The sequence below is a fragment of the Nocardioides sp. YJ-D4 genome (genome assembly GCF_054031495.1).
The window spans coordinates 583,378-598,051 of the sequence record NZ_CM132932.1 but is presented as its reverse complement, the minus strand read 5'-3'; the positions used below and the strand labels follow the sequence as shown (position 1 = coordinate 598,051).

Annotated in this window: 13 protein-coding genes; 5 read left to right on the top strand and 8 right to left on the bottom strand. The window is 69.6% G+C overall.

Annotation, left to right across the window (positions count from 1 at the left end):
• Positions 1-30: 30 nt before the first annotated feature.
• Complete coding sequence (locus ACW14X_RS02915; RefSeq protein WP_457164647.1) at positions 31-285, top strand: hypothetical protein; 255 nt, start codon at positions 31-33, stop codon at positions 283-285.
• A 119-nt stretch (positions 286-404) separates the two neighbouring features.
• Here the strand turns inward: ACW14X_RS02915 and ACW14X_RS02910 are convergent, their stop codons facing one another.
• Genes ACW14X_RS02910 through ACW14X_RS02900 form a run of 3 tightly spaced genes read right to left on the bottom strand, consistent with a single transcriptional unit; the run spans position 405 to position 3,875 of the window.
• On the bottom strand, positions 405-1,946 hold the full coding sequence (locus ACW14X_RS02910; protein WP_457164646.1) for an acyl-CoA synthetase: 1,542 nt from the start codon (positions 1,944-1,946) through the stop codon (positions 405-407).
• Positions 1,947-1,956: 10 nt separating this feature from the next.
• Positions 1,957-3,090, bottom strand: a complete 1,134-nt coding sequence (locus tag ACW14X_RS02905) for a DUF5938 domain-containing protein (RefSeq protein WP_457164645.1) — start codon at positions 3,088-3,090, stop codon at positions 1,957-1,959.
• A 2-nt stretch (positions 3,091-3,092) separates the two neighbouring features.
• Positions 3,093-3,875, bottom strand: a complete 783-nt coding sequence (locus tag ACW14X_RS02900; RefSeq protein ID WP_457164644.1) for an SDR family NAD(P)-dependent oxidoreductase — start codon at positions 3,873-3,875, stop codon at positions 3,093-3,095.
• Positions 3,876-4,014: 139 nt separating this feature from the next.
• On the opposite strand from ACW14X_RS02900, the gene ACW14X_RS02895 reads away from it, so the two are divergent.
• Positions 4,015-4,656 carry a TetR/AcrR family transcriptional regulator gene (locus tag ACW14X_RS02895; RefSeq protein ID WP_457164643.1) on the top strand — a complete coding sequence of 214 codons (642 nt, stop codon included), beginning with the start codon at positions 4,015-4,017 and terminating at the stop codon, positions 4,654-4,656.
• Positions 4,653-4,904 carry a hypothetical protein gene (locus ACW14X_RS02890; RefSeq protein ID WP_457164642.1) on the top strand — a complete coding sequence of 84 codons (252 nt, stop codon included), beginning with the start codon at positions 4,653-4,655 and terminating at the stop codon, positions 4,902-4,904. The genes ACW14X_RS02895 and ACW14X_RS02890 overlap by 4 nt, the downstream gene beginning before the upstream one ends.
• A 3-nt stretch (positions 4,905-4,907) precedes the next feature.
• Here ACW14X_RS02890 and ACW14X_RS02885 read toward each other — a convergent pair whose 3' ends face one another.
• Complete coding sequence (locus ACW14X_RS02885; RefSeq protein WP_457164641.1) at positions 4,908-5,774, bottom strand: hypothetical protein; 867 nt, start codon at positions 5,772-5,774, stop codon at positions 4,908-4,910.
• An 88-nt stretch (positions 5,775-5,862) separates the two neighbouring features.
• On the opposite strand from ACW14X_RS02885, the gene ACW14X_RS02880 reads away from it, so the two are divergent.
• On the top strand, positions 5,863-6,387 hold the full coding sequence (locus tag ACW14X_RS02880) for a DoxX family protein (protein ID WP_457164640.1): 525 nt from the start codon (positions 5,863-5,865) through the stop codon (positions 6,385-6,387).
• 51 nt (positions 6,388-6,438) lie between these two features.
• On the opposite strand, the gene nhaA is transcribed toward ACW14X_RS02880, so the two are convergent.
• From nhaA to ACW14X_RS02860, 4 genes are all read right to left on the bottom strand, one after another.
• A complete protein-coding gene (gene nhaA, locus ACW14X_RS02875) occupies positions 6,439-8,322 on the bottom strand; it encodes a Na+/H+ antiporter NhaA (protein ID WP_457164639.1) in 1,884 nt (627 codons plus the stop codon).
• A 9-nt stretch (positions 8,323-8,331) separates the two neighbouring features.
• On the bottom strand, positions 8,332-9,732 hold the full coding sequence (locus tag ACW14X_RS02870) for a mechanosensitive ion channel domain-containing protein (RefSeq protein ID WP_457164638.1): 1,401 nt from the start codon (positions 9,730-9,732) through the stop codon (positions 8,332-8,334).
• Positions 9,729-11,786 carry an adenylate/guanylate cyclase domain-containing protein gene (locus ACW14X_RS02865; protein WP_160024007.1) on the bottom strand — a complete coding sequence of 686 codons (2,058 nt, stop codon included), beginning with the start codon at positions 11,784-11,786 and terminating at the stop codon, positions 9,729-9,731. Before ACW14X_RS02865 ends, ACW14X_RS02870 begins: the two co-directional genes overlap by 4 nt.
• Before the next feature lie 425 nt (positions 11,787-12,211).
• Positions 12,212-13,600: a PQQ-binding-like beta-propeller repeat protein gene (locus ACW14X_RS02860; RefSeq protein WP_160024006.1), complete on the bottom strand. Its 1,389-nt coding sequence runs from the start codon at positions 13,598-13,600 to the stop codon at positions 12,212-12,214.
• A 355-nt stretch (positions 13,601-13,955) separates the two neighbouring features.
• Here ACW14X_RS02860 and ACW14X_RS02855 point away from each other — a divergent pair, with 355 nt between their 5' ends.
• Positions 13,956-14,669, top strand: coding sequence for a TetR/AcrR family transcriptional regulator (locus tag ACW14X_RS02855; protein WP_350837035.1), 714 nt, complete (start codon positions 13,956-13,958; stop codon positions 14,667-14,669).
• Positions 14,670-14,674: the final 5 nt, after the last annotated feature.

The window sequence follows — 14,674 nt, the reverse complement described above, 5'->3', positions numbered from 1 at the left end:
CCGACAGGAACACCTACCAAGGAGACCATCATGAAGCTCGTCCGAATCGCTGCCGCCGCCCCGCTCGCCGCTGCCCTGATCGCCGGCGGTGCGCTGGCGACCTCGGCATCGGCCTCGACCGCCGAGGGCGGCTGGGAGTACACCGGCCGCGACTTCTACTGGCAGGACGACTGTGCCGCCGCCGGTGCGGAGATGCTGGAGGACGGCGACATCACCGCATGGCGCTGCGACGGCTCCGAGTCGCCGTTCGACGACTACTCGCTGTTCGTGATCTGGGCGGGCTGAGGGCTTTACTGCCGAGTCGGCGCATCCGCCCCCTCTCGCTCGCTTCGCTTCGCGAGACACGGGGGCAGATGCGCCGACTCGGCACCACTAGACGGGGCAGGTGCGCCGACTCGGCGCCACTAGTTGCTCGTCAACTGCTTCTTGATCTCGGTCTTGAGCACCTTGCCGACCTTCGAGCGCGGCAGGTCCGGCCAGACCTCGATCTGCTTGGGGGTCTTGACCGCGCCGATCCGCTCCTTGACGTACGCCTTCAGGTCGCTGACATCGACCGAGGTGCCCGGCCTGGGCAGGATGACGGCGGTGACGCGCTCGCCCCACTTCTCGTCGGGCAGCCCGACCACCGCGCAGTCGGCGACGGCGGGGTGGGTCATCAGCGCCTGCTCGACCTCGGTGGAGTAGACGTTGAAACCGCCGGTGATCACCATGTCCTTGGCGCGGTCGACGATGTGCAGGAAGCCGTCCTCGTCGAGGAACCCGATGTCGCCGGTGTGGTGCCAGCCGTGCGCGCTCGCTTCGGCGGTCGCCTCGGGGTTGTCGAGGTAGCCACGCATGACCAGCGAGCTGCGTACGACGATCTCGCCACGCTCGCCGGAACCGAGCAGCGCGCCGCGCTCGCCCATGATCGAGACCGTCACCAGAGGCGAAGGCCGACCGGCCGAGGAGAGCCGCTCGGTCGCGATCGTCCCGTCCGAGTGGAAGTGGTCGGCGGGCGCCATGGTCGCGATCATCATCGGCGCCTCGGTCTGCCCGAACAGCTGCGCCATCACCGGGCCGATCCGGGTGAGCGCCTCCTCCAGACGCGTCGCCGACATCGGCGCCGCGCCGTACCAGAAGCAGCGCAGCGAGTCGAGGTCGGTCGACTTCAGCGCCGGGTGGTCCAGCACCAGGTAGATCAGTGTCGGTGGCAGGAACGTGTGGGTGACGTGGTGGTGCTCGATGTGCTCGAGGAACGCACCCACGTCCGGCGTACGCATCACCACGATCTTGCCGCCCAGGCACATCACCGGGAAGCAGAGCACCCCGGCGGCATGGGTGAGCGGGGCGAGCGCGAGATAGGTGGGACGTTCGGGCGCACCCGGCCACGGGTAGGCCATCAGCGTGATCGCCGACATCGTCTCCAGGTTGGTGCCGGTGAGCATGACGCCCTTGGGCCGTCCGGTCGTCCCGCCGGTGCCGACGACCATGGCCAGGTCGTCCTCGACCCCGACGGGCTCGAACACCTCGTCGGCAGAGCCGAGGAACTCGTCCCAGCCGATCGCCCAGTCATAGCTCGCGTCGAGGCAGACCAGGGTGGTCAGCTCCGGCAGATCTCCACGGATCTGGTCGACCAGGCCGGCGAAGGCCGACTGGAAGATCAGCACCGAGCAGCCGAAGAGGTCGAGGAGCTCCCGGTTCTCCGCCGCCTCGTTGCGCGGGTTGATCGGGCACCAGACGCCCCCCGCGCGACTGATCCCGAAGACGGAGGCGAAGGCGACCGGGTCGTTTGCCGAGAGGATCGCGACCTTCGCGCCCGGGGCGACGCCGCGGGCCCGGAGGCCCGCGGCGACGCGCACCGAGAGATCGACGACCTCGGCATACGACCAGGTGTCCTCGCCGCAGACGAGACAGGGTGCGTCGCCTCCCAGCGAGGCACCCTTGTCCAGATAGTCGACGAGCCGCATCGGGCCGCCCTCAGCCGCGCTGCCGGGTCACGACCGGCTCCGAGACCAGCCCGAAGGCCTGCAGCTGGCCGAGGAGCTCGCGGTGACCGAACGCCTGGCAGCCCGAGGCGAAGCCCACCCGGCGAGGCGGCTGCTGCAGCAGCGAGTAGGCGACGTACGCCTGCAGCAGCCCGGTCTGCTTGTAGTTCTGGTTGCCGTGGATGACGCAGTGCGCGCGCCCGAGCGGGCCGGAGGCGTGCACCGAGTCGAGCGACTTGTTCAGCCGGGGGTTCTCGCGCGGCGGCATCTGGTTCATCACCTGGGCCGCCGTGGCGGTCAGCGCCTCGTCGCGCTGCTCGGCGTCCATGTCCTTGGTCGCCTCCAGCGCAGCCGCCACGATCTGCGGGACCCCGTTCATCAGCGCGGCGTTGAAGACGCCGCCCTGGGCCTTGCAGCTGGCCACCTTCGGGTCGCGGCGGTACCAGACCGGGTGCGAGGTGCCGCCCCAAGGCAGCGAGAGCGCCAGCTCGTGCTGGCCCGGAACCACCAGCGGGACCAGCCCGGCGGTGGGATCGAACTCGACGTACGCGTTCTGCTCGAGGTAGTGAGCCTTCGAGGTCGCCGCGTTCACCAGGATCGTGCGGGTCGAGGCGATCGTGGGGGAGCCACCCCAGAAGACCGCGATGTCGAGGGTGTCGAGGCCGGGCTGCTCGAGGCAGATCTCGGCCGCGATCTCCCCGGTCGTGTACATCTGCGCGATGCCCGGCGCGAGCAGCAGGCCCTTCTCGGCGAAGCCCTCGCTGTAGGTCTCGTCGCAGGTGATCAGCCAGTCCTGCTCGCCGGTGGTGTCGGTGTAGTGGACGCCGGCGGCCAGCGCGGCCTCCACGACCTGGGGGCCGTACGACGAGAACGGGCCGACGGTGTTGAGCACGACCCGCGCCCCGGTGAGCAGCTCGGTGAGCGCCTCGACGGAGTGCTCGACCTCGGCGATCTCGTAGTCGGCGGTCTCGATGCCGGGCACGTTGGCGGCCATCGAGGCGACCAGCTTGTCCTTGGAGCGGCCGGCGGCCACGAACGGCACACCGAGCTCGCGCAGGTATTCGCACACCAGCCGGCCGGTGTAGCCGGAGGCGCCGTAGACGACGACAGGCTTGTTCTCGCTCATGGTCACATCCCCATTCCGCCGTCGACCGCGAGGCCGACTCCGTTGACGAAGGCCGCCTGGTCGGAGGCCAGGAAGACGACCGCGTTGGCCATGTCCTCGACGGTGCCGAGGCGTCCCGACGGGGTCAGCTCGACGACGCCGCCGACGGCCGCCTCCGGAGACTCGAAGAGACCGAGCTGGGCGACGTCGTTGGCCAGCCCGGCACCCATCTCGGTCGGGACCAGTCCGGGGTAGATGCAGTTGACGCGTACGCCGTAGCCGAGCTTGCCGCTCTCCATCGCCGCCACGCGGGTCAGCCGGTCGACGGCGCTCTTGGTGGCCGAGTAGACCGAGATGCCGGGGAAGGCGATGGTGGCCGCGACCGAGGCGACGTTGACGATCACGCCGCCCTTGCCTGCGGCGCCGTCGGGCCGCATCGTGCGCAGGCCGTGCTTGAGGCCGAGGGCGGTGCCGAGCACGTTGACCTCGAGCATCTTCTTCACGTCGTTCGGGTCGAGCTCGGTGACCAGGCTGGTGATCTCGACACCGGCGTTGTTGACCAGGATGTCGAGCCCGCCGAGCGCGTCGACCGCGGCGGCCGCGCCCGCCTCCCACGAGGCGTCGTCGGTGACGTCGAGGTGCACGAAGGTGCCGCCGATGGACTCGGCCACCTTGGCGCCCTGGTCGTCCTTCAGGTCAGCGACGGCCACCGTGGCGCCGGCCGCCGCGAGCGCTCGGGCCATTCCCTCGCCCAAGCCTTGGGCACCGCCGGTGACGAGTGCTGTGCGTCCACTCAGATCGGTCATCTGTGACTCCTTCGTCGCTGTGATCGGGCTCACAGACAATCGCGAATCTTGACGACTGTCAAGATTTCTCTTGACGATTGACCAGAAAATGGTCCGGACGGCATCGAACGACGCACGGGAGGGGGTATCGTTTCCGCCCATGACCCAGGTCGCCGCACCCAAGTCGCCTCGCCGCACGCCTGCCGACAAGCACGACGAACGCCGCAAGGCGCTCGCCGAGTCGGCGCTGCGTACGTTGGGGGAGCTGGGCTACGCCCGCGCCAGCCTGCGGGAGATCGCCAACAACTCCGAGTTCAGCCACGGCGTCGTGCATTACTACTTCAACGACAAGCTCGAGCTGATCGTCTACTGCGTGCGCTACTACAAGCAGACCTGCGTCCACCGCTACGACGGTGTCGTCGCCGAGGCGACCTCTCCCGATGACCTCGTCGTGCGGTTCGGCGACAAGCTGGTCGAGACGATCGTCGAGGAAGCGCCGATGCACCGGCTCTGGTACGACCTGCGCTCGCAGTCCATGTTCGAGGAGAGCCTGCGTGAGGCGGTCACCCAGATCGACCAGAGCCTGGAGGACATGATCGCGCGTGTCGTGAACCGCTACGCCGAGCTCGCCGGCACCGAGCCCGCGATCGCGGCGCCGGTCGCCTACGGGATGTTCGACGGCATCTTCCAGCAGGCGCTGCTGGGCTACCTCAACGGCCGCGACGGCGCCCTGGAGGACCTGCGGGCCCAGGTCGTCGGGCTGATGCCGATGCTGCTCAGCCAACCAGGAGCGATGCGATGACACCGATGATCGGCATGCCGGTCGGAGCCGAATGGTTGGTCTTGATCGGTGGTGTCGTCCTGCCGCTGATCGGTCTCGCGATCACCGTGTGGTGGCTGCTGATGCTGATCCAGGCCCTTCGGACTCCCGACAGTGTCTGGTCCGCGGCCGGCCAGAGCAAGATCCTCTACGTCCTGCTGATGATCTTCCTGGGCTGGCTGGGCGCGCTCCTCTACGTCTTCATCGCCCGGCCGGCGCTGCGCACCTGAGCCTCACACCACCATCGCGACGACCGCCGCCGCGGCGAGGATCGTCGCGGCCACGCGTACGTTCCCGATCGGCTCGCGCAGGATCAGCGCCGCCGAGAGCGCGACCCAGATCAGGCTCGAGCTGCGCACGGCGGCCACCAGCGAGACCGGGGCGTGCAGGGTGGCGTAGAGGCTGAGGACGTACGAGGTGGGGATCAGCACCGCGAGCACGGCCACGGTCCGCGCGTGGGCCCTGGCCTGGCGCAGCCCCTCGGCGTACTTCCCGTGGACGATCACGCTCCACAGCACCACCTGGATCACCGTGCCGACGGCGTAGTAGGCGATCGGGTCGAGGCCGCGCTCGACGACCACCCAGCCGTCGTAGGTCGTGTAGCCAGCGATCGAGACGGCGATGCAGGCCGACCACAGCAGCGGCTTCGCCTGCAGCGATCCTCGCGTGCGGACGGTCTCGAACAGCAGCGCCCCGACCGCCGCCGCCATCAGGAGTACGCCACCCCACTGCGCCCAGCTCAGCCACTGTCCGAGCACCACCATGCCGGTGAGGGCCACCACGACCGGGGCCAGTCCGCGGGAGAGCGGGTAGATCTGGCTGACGTCGAAGTCCTGGTAGGCGACCTGGACCAGGCCCATGGTCAGCGCATGCATCGCGGTGCTGCCGAGCGAGAGCAGGAGGAGCTCCCACGTCACCGCGATGCCGTGCCCGCGCACGATCATCACCACCGCGGTGACAGTGACGACCAGACAACTCTCCACGATCGCCACCGCCCACAGCGCCGGCCTCCCCGCCGGCGCGATGGTCTTCGAAGCCGTGTTCCAGGCAGCGTGGGCGATCGCCGAGCCCAGGGCGAGAACGACTCCGAGCAGCAGCATTCGGGTGAGCCTACGGCGTCGCTGCACGCATCATGACCGGACTCCTCCTAGGGTGGGCCACTCCAACCCCACGACACCGAGGACTGTGATGGACCCCGTCGACCTGGCTCTGATGCTTCTCCGGCTCGCGGTGGGCGGCACGATGATCGCCCACGGCGTCAACCACTGGCGCGGAGGCGGCAAGATCGCCGGCACCGCGGGCTGGTTCGAGAGCCTCGGCCTGCGCCACGGCACCCTGCAGGCGTGGGCCAGCGTGGTGACCGAGATCGGTGCCGGCGTGCTGCTGATCCTGGGTCTGATCACCCCGTTGGCCGCTGCCGGCGTCGTGGGCGTGATGCTCGTCGCCGCGTTGCTCGCCCACCGGCCCAACGGGTTCTTCGTCTTCAAGGAGGGCTGGGAGTACGTCATGATCCTGGCCGTCGTCGCGGTCGTCCTCGGCGTCACCGGTCCCGGCACGATCTCGCTCGACTCGGCCCTCGACATCGTCTACGACGGCTGGGTCGGCGGCGCGGTCGCGCTCGGTGTGGGCGTGCTCGGCACCGCCCTCCTCCTCGCCGCGTTCTGGCGCCCACAGCGTCAGGAACCGGCCGCTGAAGCCACCGACGAGGCGTGACCCTCCCGCCGAGTCGGCGCGTCATGACGCGCCGACTCGGCGAAGGAATGGTCAGCGGCGCGAGCGGACCCCGAGCCGTGCGGTCTCTCCGGTCGCGGAGCGCTCCAGTTCGGCGATGAGGGTGCGTGCGTCGTAGCGGCCCTCGTGGCGGTGTGACCCGACGAAGAACGTCGGGGTGCCGCGGGCGCCGCTGGCGTTGGCCGAGGCCATGTCCTCGCGAACATGCTCGGCCAGCGCCGGATCCTCCAGGTCGCGAAGGAACTGCTCGACATCCAGCCCGAGGACACCGGCGTAGCCGGCCAGGTCATGGTGCTCGAGCTCGTTCTGGTGCTCGAAGAGGTGCTTGTGCATCTCCCAGAACTTGCCCTGCCGGGCGGCGGCCTCGGCGGCGACCGCGGCCAGCTCGGCATGCGGGTGCTGGGTGAGGGGCAGGTGGCGTACGACATAGCGGATCCGGGGCCCGAAGTAGTCCCGGACCTCGTTGGCGGTGCCGGTGGCACGGGCGCAGAAGGGGCACTCGTAGTCGAGGTACTCGACGAGGGTGACCTCGGCGTCCTCGGCGCCGTAGATGTGGTCGCGCTCCGGGTCGACCGGGGGAGAGAGCAGCTTCGGCAGGGCCGCGTCGCGCTGCCCGAGGAAACGCGCGGCGAGCTGGAAGATCACCCAGCCGAGCGCGGAGGCGATCACGACGGCGAGCAGCACGCCGACGACCGCGTCGCGCTGGAGCGTCTCGGAGTCGAAGGCGAGGGTGGTGATCAGCAGCGCGACGGTGAAGCCGATCCCGGACAGTGCCGCGCCGCCGAGAACATGGCCGCCACCGACGCCCTGAGGCAGTCGGCCGAGCCGCAGCCGCGTGGCCACGAGCGCGCCGCCGCCGATCCCGAGCGTCTTGCCCAGGACCAGACCGGCCACGATTCCCCAGGTCACCGGCGAGCTCAGCGCCTCGCCGAGCACCCCGTTGCGCAGGTCGACGCCCGCGTTGGCGAGCGCGAAGACCGGCACGATGAGATAGCTCGTCGGTACGTGCAGCGTCTCCTGGAGCCGCTCGTTCACCGAGATCGTGCGGGTCAGCTCGTCGCGGGTCTCGCGCTGCAGCGTGGGCAGCGGCGACTGCCGGAAAGCACGGAACCGCGAGGTCGCGACCTCCATCTGGGCCCGGGTCGGCTCCGCCGCCGGCACCAGGAGGCCGGCCAGCATCCCCGCGATCGAGGCGTGCAGCCCGGCACCGAGCGTGGCCACCCAGGCGATCAGGACGAGAAGTACGTAGGGCCCGGCCCGCCACACCTTGACCCGGTCGAGCACGAAGATCCCGACCAGGGCCAGCCCGGCGACGACCAGCGGACCGACCTCGAGATTCTCGGTGTAGGCGACCCCGATCACGCTGACCGCGACGATGTCGTCGATGACGGTCAGCGTGAGCAGGAAGATGCGCAGCTGGGTCGAGACCGCCGGCCCGACCAGCGCCAGCATGCCGAGCAGGAACGCGGTGTCGGTGCCGATCACGATGCCCCACCCGCGTGCCGCCTCACCGGAGGGGTTCAGCAGCAGGTAGATCAGTGCCGGCAGCAGGAGACCGCCGGCGCCGGCGATCAGTGGCACCACCATGCGGCGGCGGTCGGTGAGCTCGCCGACGGCGAGCTCGCGGCGAACCTCCAGGCCGACGACGAAGAAGAAGACCACCATCAGGCCGTCGTTGACCCAGTGGTGCAGGTCCATCGACAGGCCGACGTCGCCGAACCGGACCGAGAACACCGTCTCCCACAGGTGCTCGTAGCCGTGCGACCACGGCGAGTTGGCCCAGGCCAGCGCCAGCAGCGAGGCGATCACCAGCAGTGCGGCGCTCGTCGACTCCAGATGCATGAAATGCCGCAGCCTGGTGCCGAGCTGCCCGGTCAGGTCCTCGTCACGCCGGCACCGCGTCTGCTGTTTCCCCACGGGAAGATCCTAGGCGCGCTGACCCTCCGGTGCGCGCCGTGTCTCGGCGACGGCGCTGAGCCGCCGGGCGACACCGTGCTTGGCGAGGACGAGCTGGTCGATCACCGCGAGCGGCAGCTCGAGGACCTCTGTCAGGGTGACCGCGGTCGCGGTCAAGGTGCCGGCCTCCCGCTGCAGCGCCTCAGCGGTGACGACCTGGCCCCGGTCGAGACGCGCCACGACCACGGCGCCGTCGCCGGACGAGTCGGCGGGGGCGGTCACCTCGACCACACCACTGGCCACGAACCCGTACGTGGTGGGCACCCGTCCCGGGCGGACGATGGGCTCGCCCGCGCCGAAGGTGTTCACGCGGCACTGCGGAGCCAGCGCCTCGATCTCCTCGTCGGTGAGCTCGAGCGTGGTCGAGACAGACCGGAGCGCCTCCTCCACGTCGGCCGTGGGGCGCGGCTCCGCCGCGACGCCGTCGAGGGTGAGGCCGGCGCGACGGGCCGCGTACCAGAGCCGGGTGCGCAGGGTGGAGCTCGCGGCATCGGCTTCGGAGGCGGTGGCCAGCGGAAGGGTCACGTCGTAGGTGCCGCCACCGGTGGCGCGCACCGTCGCTACGGTGCCCGGCCGCAGCGACGGCAGTGCGGCGGCGGTCGCGGTCACGGTCTCGACGACCTCGTGCGGCGGGTCGGTCGGCCCGAAGGCCAGGGTGAGCGTGTGGTCGTGTGCGCGGGTGGGGCGGCTGTCGTTGGTGAAGGAGGCGGCGGCCAGGGAGGCGTTGGGGATGACCTGCACCCCGCTGCCGGTGTCGAGGTGCGTGGAGCGCCAGTTCATCTCCACGACCCGGCCCCTGACGCCGGCGACGTCGAGGGTGTCGCCGAGGCGGAAGGGCTGCTCGAAGAGAAGCAGCAGTCCGGAGACGACGCTGCCGATCGCGTTCTGCAGCGCCAGGCCGATGACGATCGATCCGACGCCGAGCGTGGCCCACAGCCCGCCGACGTCGAAGCCCCACACCATCGAGGCGACGATCGCGGCCCCGGCCACCACCAGGATGAGCCGGGCCAGGTCCACGAAGATCCCCGGCAGCCGCTCCCGCCAGCTGCCGCGGTCGGCGTTGCCGAAGAGCAGAGCGTTGAGGGCACCGAGCGCGATGCTCACCGCCAGGACGCCGACGATCGTCGCCACGATGCGCACGCCGTTGTTGTCGGCCGGCAGGTTGCTGACCTGGGTGAGCAGCACCAGCAGACCGGCCCCGGGCAGCAACCACAGCCGCAGTCCGTTGACGGGCGCGGCGAGAGCGCTGTCGCGGCGCACCAGCCGTAGATGGACCTCGGAGAGGACGAGGAGGACGATCGGGAGCCCGACGATGAGCGCCATTGCCCACCCGAACCACGAGGTCCCCCCGGTCTCGACGATGTGCGTCACGACAGCACCACCCGCCACACCGGCTTGTCGTCGATCGTCCCGACCTGCTCGAAGTCGTACGCCGAGGCGAGCTGCTCCTTGACCTCGTCGGTCACGTAGATACCGGCCTCGCCGACGACGGTCCGTACCCGGTAGGCGAGGTCGACGGCCTCGCCCCACAGGTTGTAGACCATGTCGCCCTGGCCGACGAGACCACCGCGTACGTCACCGGTGTGGACGCCGGCCCGCAGCACCAGGTCGGCGTCGTAGGTGATGTTGAACCGCTCGACCATCCGGGCCACGTCGACGGCGAAGTCGGCGACCCGACGGACGTGGTCGACGCGCTGGACGATGAGGCCGCTGCTGCCGATGTAGCCGGTGCCGACGCTGCGTACCTTCTCGATGCCGGCTCGATGCGCGGCCCCGTCGAAACCGTCGGAGAGCTCCTTCAACATCGCCAGCGACTCGTCGGACGGCCGCTTGCCGGCGAACGCGTCGAAGCCCTCGATCTCGGTGTAGACCACCGAGGCGTTCTGGTGCTCGGCCGCGATGGTGGTCTCCCCGAGCTGGTAGCGGTCGGCCACAGCCGCCGGCATCAGGGAGCGCAGGATGTGGGAGTTCTCGGCCTGCTGGGCGTCGACGATCTGCTGCTTGGCGGCCAGGCTCGAGCTCAGGTCGTTGAACGCGGTGGCCAGATCGCCGAACTCGTCTCGGGACCCGGCATCGACCTGGGCGCCGAGATCACCCCCTGCCACCCTGCGTACGCCGCTCATCAGCCGTCCGACCGGCCGGGTGAAGACCCGCGCCAGCAGGATGGAGAGCGCGCAGACCAGCAGGATGACGGCCGCCGTCGCGATGAGTACGTTGCGGGCGAAGTCCTGCACGGGCTCGAGCGCCTCATCGGTGTCCATGGTCGCGACCAGTGACCAGTCCAATTGCTCGACGTCGAGTGGCTCGTACGCCGCCAGCACCTCGTGTCCGCCGTAGTCGGTCATCTCGCTGACGCCCTTGCTGCCGTCCTTGGCGACCGCGGCGATGTCCGGGCCTGCGGAGAGAAGGCCGACGGCGAGTTCCATCCGGAGCATCTTGTCGAGGCTCTCCTCGCTCTGGCCGTTGTCGCGCATCTCCGCGGCGAAGGCCTTCGGGTCCGCGAGCAGGTCGCGGGAGTTGCTGCGCAGGAGGCCGTCGGTGCCGACGAGGTAGGTCTCGCCGGTCCGGCCGAGGCCGTTGACCTCCTCCGCCCCGCCCTCACCCGTGGTGAGCATGGTGATGGCGTTGGACGAGACCTCATAGACCAGCACGCCGGACAGCTCAGCGCCGGTGCCGATCGGTGAGGCCAGGAACATCCGCGGTCGGCCGAACGCCGGCTGATAGCTCTCGTAGTCGGAGATCGCCACGTAGTCACGGTTGTTGGACCGCAGCGCCTCGCGCCACACCGACTCGAGGGCGCCGTCGCGGAGCTCTCCGGTGTCGACATCGCTGCCGAGATCGGTGCTCTTGTCGGCGGAGTAGACGATGCGGCCGTCGGGGTCGATCATCATCACGTCATCGAGCCCGAGCGAGTCGCGTGCCGCTCGCCAGTAGGGGTTCCACTTCTTGTTCGCCGCGGTCCATGCCGAGCCGTCACCGGCGTCGTCGACATCGGAGATGGGCCGCCTCGTGCCGGTCTCTGTCGTCGCGTCGACCGTGTAGCGCGCCTGCAGGTAGACGCGTGCGGGCGAGGTCGGGATGAATGCCTCGGCATCGATCTCGCCGCCGACGTTCTCCTGCAGATTGGGTGCGTAGTAGTCGTTGTAGTAGGTGGTCAGCGCCGCGGTGTCGGCGGGGTTCACCTTGCCCTGCGCGAGCTGGTTGTAGCCCGCGCTGAAGTCGGCCATCGACTCGGGTCCGACCCCCTGGCTGTCGAGGACCACGGCGCCGGAGACGTTGTTGATCATCGCCGCAACCCGGGAGGCACGCTCGTCGAGCACGTCCTGGAGCCTGCTGCGGGCGGCGTCCGCGAGGGCCTGCGTACCGCTGCGGTAGCCGAAGTAGCCGACCACGATCGAGGAGAGCACACTGGTCAGGACCAGCATCAGCAACAGCTTCGACTGGATGCTTCCGAAGCCTCCGCGCCGGCCCCGGGCCCGTGTCGCCAGGGTTTCTTTCGGTCCGCCGGTCCCGCCATCTCCGCCGAGTGCGGATCCGGCTGGGTCTGTTGCTGCCGTCGTTTGGGTCGTGGCCTCTTTCGCGTGGCCGACCCGCCGGACGATCGCTTCACTCTGCCCCATGCGCTCTTCCCCCTGCTGCTGGTGCGCACCCGTGGCAGGAAGTTCCCGAGACGGGTGCTCCAGGCACCGTGAGATTTCACTTGTCTGTGTGGGGGAGGTGACATCACGACGACACGACAGGCTGTGTCATCCGTGCGAGCGTACATGCGACCGGAGTCAAGGCGCAGCGATCCGAATCAGACAGTGGCATCAGGGCCTGCTGCGAAGCGTCCGGCCGGGACCTGCGGTTCTCAGCGTCGAACGGCGACCAGGCCGGCGAGCGTTCCCTGGAGCAGGGTGCCGTCGGGGAGGATCGTGCCGACCATCTGCAGGGTGTTGGCCAGCGGCCCGAGGCCGAGGAAGGTCTCGGTGAGGATCTCGCCGTCGGCCGGGTCGATCCGGGCCAAGCGCCAGGTCAGCCCGCTGCCACGGCGGGTGACGGTGTAGAGGACGTCCTCACCGCGGGAGAGCCGGGGCACCGCGGCCGAGGGCACCTCGTTGCGCCAGACCGACGTGCAGGTGCCGGAGCGCTCGTCGACGTCGATGCGCTCCATGCCTCCGGCGAAGTCGGCCGTCGCCGGGACGGACTCGCCGGCGTCCTCGGTCGCCTGTGCGGGGTAGGGATAGCCGTAGGTGCTGGCGATGTAGACCGAGTTGCCCCAGGCCACCGGGGAGTTCTCGGTGCCGCTGCTCTCGTCGGTGAGGATCGGGAGCCGGCAGACCTCCCGCCCGTCGCGCGCCCGGTAGACGAGGAGGTTCTCGCGCGGGGCGGCGTTGTCGGTGATCACCACGAACTCTGCGCCCGTGCGCTTGCCGAAGAACGTCGGCGTCGACCCGCTGCCGTGGCTGAGCTGTCCGGGCTTGCGGGCCTCTCCTCGGTCATAGGGCTGCCGCCAGACGGTCCGCACGCCGTCGCCGTCGGCGCGCAGGAGGTACGTCGCGTGGTCGCTGGTCACCGCGACTCCACCGGGGGTGCTGGAGATGGAGTTGGCGACCTTCTCGTCGCCGGCACCGAGGCTCGTGGTGACGACGTCGCCGTCGGGCGTGACGTACCCGGCGCGGCCCTGGGCGGTCGCGAACCAGACGTTGGCGTCGTAGCCCGGTCCGACGGTGGTGACCGCGTCGCCCGCCGGCAGGGTCAGCGGCACCTCGCGCTCCACGTCGATCGACCAGCGGAGGCCGGAGCGGGAGTGCGCGAGCCAGAGCAGGGAACCGGATCCGTCGACGGTGACGAGTCGCGACTCGTCGTCGACGTAGGCGTAGACGCCGCCGAGGAGCGAGCCGGCCGAGAGATGGCGTCGGGCGACCGGGAGCAGCGTGGTGGGGTCGAGCAGATAGAGGCTGGGTGCCCGGTCGACGTACTCGGTGCACAGCGCCTGCACCATGCCGTCGGCTCCGCTGAGGATCGTCGGGCACACCGCGGGCAGTGGCACCGGTTTTGCGGGGGAGGGATCGGCTCCGGGTCCCTCGAACGGCGTCGTGTCGGACGCTCCGGCGTCGCCGTGCATGTTCCAGGTGCCGTCCGGGCCGGCGTACGGGTTCGGCGGCATGGCCGCGCCGGCCGCTGGGCCGACTGCCGGGCCGGCGATGAGGACGACGAGGGCCACCAGGACGGTGACGGGCGCGGTCCGGCGGATCATGGGGAGGATCTAAGCACGAGTAAGTCGAGCGGGTCGGTCGGAGATCATGTGGCGGTCGCCACAGGCGTTACACGAATGTCCAACAGATGCGTGACCTGTCACCCACATCGTCGTTAGCCCATCTGACGGCGGGTAACAGCCGGATGACAGCGCCGAACCAAGTGGCGCGACCCGGTGCTCAGCCGTACATGGGGGCTTCCGGTGTATGCGTCCGGGTACCGACCGGCGCAAACACACACATCGTGGACATAGCCCGATCGAACTATGTTCAATAGGTCTTAAGGCTCATATTTTGTAGAGGATAAAGTCCTTTCAAGTCTTCCTTGAAAGTCTGGATGGGAGTTAGATGGGCAACATGACAACTAGGCGTTCTCGGCCCGGCCGCCCTAGGCATGTTCCCGACTCAGGTACGACCTCACCGCGCGACCAGATCCTGGATGCCGCATCGCGGCTGTTCGTCTCCCAGGGTTTCGCGGCGACGTCTACCCGCGAGATCGCCGACATGGTCGGCATCCGCCAGGCGTCCCTCTACTACCACTTCGCGGGGAAGGACGAGATCCTCGGCGAGCTGCTCCGCCGGTCGGTGCGACCGACCACGGACAAGGTAGAGAAGATCCTCGACCAGGTGCCGCCGCTCGACTACGAGACCGCGCTCTACCTGCTGGTCCTCGTCGACGTACGCACCCTCGCCGACGTGCCGCACAACGTCGGCATGCTCTACCAGCTCCCCGACGTGGCCAAGTGCGAGGTCTACGACGAGTTCCGCAACGAGCACGCGGAGCTGGCCGGCCACTACGCACACCTGGCCGGCGAGATCGCCTCGAAGACGGTGCGCTCGACGGTCAGCCGCAAGCAGCTGGGCGACCTGCTCATCCAGCAGGTCGAGGGCGTGATCAACATGCGCACCGAGGACCCGAACCGTCGGATCCCGTGCCGCGAGGCTTGGGCGATCGCCGCCACCTGCCTGCGGATCTGCGACGTGCCGCAGGAGAAGATCGACGCCGCGGCGCCCATCGCCATCGAGCTGCTCCCGCAGTTCATCGACGAGAAGGTCGTCGAGCCGGCCTGAGGCGC

What these genes read in the sequence shown, in the direction of transcription:
- ACW14X_RS02860 (WP_160024006.1), bottom strand. Translation starts at nt 13,600, where the DNA reads ATGATCCGCCGGACCGCGCCCGTCACCGTCCTGGTGGCCCTCGTCGTC.
- ACW14X_RS02910 (WP_457164646.1), bottom strand. Translation starts at nt 1,946, where the DNA reads ATGCGGCTCGTCGACTATCTGGACAAGGGTGCCTCGCTGGGAGGCGAC.
- ACW14X_RS02865 (WP_160024007.1), bottom strand. Translation starts at nt 11,786, where the DNA reads ATGCTGGTCCTGACCAGTGTGCTCTCCTCGATCGTGGTCGGCTACTTC.
- ACW14X_RS02880 (WP_457164640.1), top strand. Translation starts at nt 5,863, where the DNA reads ATGGACCCCGTCGACCTGGCTCTGATGCTTCTCCGGCTCGCGGTGGGC.
- ACW14X_RS02915 (WP_457164647.1), top strand. Translation starts at nt 31, where the DNA reads ATGAAGCTCGTCCGAATCGCTGCCGCCGCCCCGCTCGCCGCTGCCCTG.
- ACW14X_RS02900 (WP_457164644.1), bottom strand. Translation starts at nt 3,875, where the DNA reads ATGACCGATCTGAGTGGACGCACAGCACTCGTCACCGGCGGTGCCCAA.
- ACW14X_RS02905 (WP_457164645.1), bottom strand. Translation starts at nt 3,090, where the DNA reads ATGAGCGAGAACAAGCCTGTCGTCGTCTACGGCGCCTCCGGCTACACC.
- ACW14X_RS02885 (WP_457164641.1), bottom strand. Translation starts at nt 5,774, where the DNA reads ATGCTGCTGCTCGGAGTCGTTCTCGCCCTGGGCTCGGCGATCGCCCAC.
- ACW14X_RS02890 (WP_457164642.1), top strand. Translation starts at nt 4,653, where the DNA reads ATGACACCGATGATCGGCATGCCGGTCGGAGCCGAATGGTTGGTCTTG.
- ACW14X_RS02855 (WP_350837035.1), top strand. Translation starts at nt 13,956, where the DNA reads ATGACAACTAGGCGTTCTCGGCCCGGCCGCCCTAGGCATGTTCCCGAC.
- ACW14X_RS02895 (WP_457164643.1), top strand. Translation starts at nt 4,015, where the DNA reads ATGACCCAGGTCGCCGCACCCAAGTCGCCTCGCCGCACGCCTGCCGAC.